Source organism: Streptomyces mesophilus, from assembly GCF_011044995.1.
Taxonomy (GTDB): Bacteria; Actinomycetota; Actinomycetes; order Streptomycetales; family Streptomycetaceae; genus Streptomyces; species Streptomyces mesophilus.
This window is the reverse complement of record NZ_JAAKZW010000414.1, coordinates 1-2,981: the sequence shown is the minus strand read 5'-3', so window position 1 is coordinate 2,981 and position 2,981 is coordinate 1. Positions and strand designations below refer to the sequence as shown.

Annotated in this window: 1 protein-coding gene; it reads right to left on the bottom strand. The window is 74.3% G+C overall.

Annotated elements, in window-relative coordinates; genetic code table 11:
• A partial coding sequence (locus tag G6045_RS40075; protein WP_165337172.1) for a hypothetical protein occupies positions 1 to 2,780 on the bottom strand: 2,780 nt, incomplete at its 3' end.
• Positions 2,781 to 2,981: the final 201 nt, after the last annotated feature.

Sequence of the window (2,981 nt, the reverse complement as noted above, 5' to 3'; positions counted from 1 at the left end):
CACTCATCCCCCCTCCCCACGCGCAGCACGGCACCCAACCCACGCCGCCTCCCCAGCCACGTCTCCACCCCGACCGCACCCGCGACCAACAGGCCGCATCCCGCGCCGAGGACCACGGTCAGGAATACGTCGGCATGCAGCCCCGGGTCGCCGGGGCCGCCCGTGAACTCCCGCAGGTCCAGGGCCGGTCCGAGCAGTGACGGCAGCGCGAGGCCGAGCGCCGTGCCGCCCACGACCGCCGCGAGCACCATCGGCAGCAGTTGCAGCAGATGCAGCACCGCCGTCTGCCGGTCGCCGAGCCCCATCGTCCGCAGCCGCGCGGCCGTACGCCCGCGCGCCGGGGCGGAGAGCAGCAGCTCGAGGACCAACGCGAGCAGCGCGAGGACCACGGCGAGCGCGATGCAGGCGGTGTGGGCGCGCGTCAGGGCGCCCACCAGGTCGTCGTCCGCGACACGGGTCAACTCCTCGTCCAGGATGAGAAGTTCCCCGGGGCTGACGTCGGGAGCGGTCCGCGGGACGAGGCTGCGCAGCCGGTCCGCGCGGATCCCGTCCCCGTACAGCAGCAGGGCACTCTGCTCGAACTGGTCCTGGGCCACGCCCCGCAGCGCCCGCAGGTCGGTGAGCAGCAGTTGCCCGGGCAGCTCGGGGGTGTGCAGTGGCCCGAGCGCCCGGTCGCCGGCGGCCGCGTCACTGAGTACCCCGGTGACCTTGAGTTGCAGCTTCCTGCCGCCGAGCTCCGCTTCGAGCCGCTCCCCGACCCGCGGCCCACCACGCGCGAGCACGGGGACCGCACCGTCCGAAACGGGCAGGGCCGCCGTGACATGAGCGGCGGCCGAGTCGGGCGCGGCCTTGCGCAACGCTTCCGTATCGACGCCGAGCAGACTGGTCGTGCCGTACGCGGCGCCGCTCGAGCTGTTGCGCGGGCTGATACGCAACTCGCCTACTCGGGCGGAGTGTTCGACCCCCGCGGCACGCGCCAGCTCCTTCGCCGCCGCCGGGTTGAACCCTGCACCGAGATACGCGGCGTCCGCACCGACCCGCCACCGCGCGCCCTCCTCCCGCCCTTCGGCGAGCGTCCCGGCCACGAGCCCGCCGAACACGGCACCGGCCAGCGTGACCACCAGGACGAGCAGGGCGAGGGCCCGCGCGGGCGCCTCCTTGGCCGCGCGAAGCAGCCCGATCAGGGCCACGGTCCCGCGGCGGCGCGCGGCCGCGCGGGCGAGCAGCCGTACGGGCAGCGGATAGCAGCGCACCAGGATCACCACGGTGGCGAGCCCCAGGAGCGCCGGCACGGCGGCGAGCAGCGGATCCGGTCCTGCCTCCGCCTTGGTCCCGCGTGAGCGCAGCGCCCATACGCCGCCCGCCGCGAGCAGCAGCAGCGCTGTTTCGGCGACGGCCCGCCGGCCCCGTATCGCCGAAGTCCGCTCGCGCAGCAAGGCCCTGTCCCGTACGGCGAAGAAGGTGACGAGCGGCAGGATCAGCCAGCAGCCGACCGCCGCCAGCACACCCCGGCCCGTCGCCGTACCCTCACCGACCCGCGAGGCCGCCGCGAGCCCGGCCGCAAGACCGAGCAGCAGGCCGGGCAGGGTGTGTCCGGCACGTGCGACCGCGAGACCCAACGCCGATGCGCCACGCGCCCGTTGGAGCCGGTACACGTCGAGCCGGCGGCGCAGCGCAAGGAGCGCCGTGACCACTGCGGCGGCGAGGGCGACGACGGCGAGGGTGGCGAACCCGAAGGCCACGAGGGCCTGGCCCTGGCCCCACTGACGTCCGAACTCGTCCAAGGCGACGGGCAGTCGGGAGGTGAATTCGAGACCGCTGCTGGGGTTCATCCCGAGCAGGCATTCGACCCCACCGAACGTGGCCATGTCGCAGAACTGCTCCGGCGCCAGCTCGCCGGTCTCGACGAGGGCGCGCTGGAGTTCCCGTCGCCCGTCGGCCCCCGCGGACTGCCGGGCCTCCGCTTCGTTCAAGTGCAGCCGCATGCCCCACTGGACGGACAGCTGCAGGCCCGCCTGTGCCTGCAGCTCAAGGATCGACCCGGGCGCGGTGAGCGCCATCGCCTGATGCGGTCTCTCAGCACTCTCAGCACTCTCGGCGCCCTCAGCGCCCTCAGCGCCCTCAGCGCCCTCAGCGCTCTTCAACGGCGCGACGAGGAGCGGCTCCTGACGCCACAGACGCGCATCTCCGTCCGTGGCGAAGACGCCCACGACCACCGCGGTCGCCTGGATGCCCTGCTCGCCGCCCCGGCCCAGTTCGAGTCGCTGGCCGATGCGCAGCTTCAGGCCGTCCCGGGTGGCTGCCGAGACGGCGATTTCCGGGGTTCCGGTCTTGGCACGCGGGGCGCGGCCCTCGACGTAACCGCCCTTGCGGGGCGCGTCGGTGGCGTGCATCAGCGAGAGGCGTGCGGGCCCGGCCTCCGTGACGGTGTCGACACCGGGCAGGACGAGCCGCGCGGAATCGGTGCGCAGCTCGCCGGGCAAATCGGGCGAGGCCCAGGAATAGGATTCGAGTTCGTCGCCGACGTCGGTCATGGCCTCGGCGAGCCGCCCGCCCGGGTCCACGGCCTTCCCCGGTGCGACGTCGAGACGCACGCTGTACGTGACACCGGGCGCCGTGTCCTGCGCCTGGACCAGCCGGTCGGCGAACGCCCGTCCCGCCAGCTGGTCGATGAAGGCGGGTGCGGCGGCGGCGACAGCGGTGAGCAGGGCGGTCAGCAGCGCCAGACAGGCCAGCAGCGGAAGGTCACCGCGCACACCCCGGAGCGAGAAGCGCTTCATCCGCGCCCCTCCCGCCGTACGCGGCCACACCCGAGACCGCACGCTTCCCGCCGTACGCCGCTGCACCCGAGACCGCACCCCTCCCGCCGTACGCAGCCACACCCGAGACCGCGCCCCGAGCCAACAGCCGCGCGGCGCCACGGCTCGGCAAGGCGCTCGATGTGCCCACCGCCCGCGCGGAGTTGGCGGCGGATCCACTGC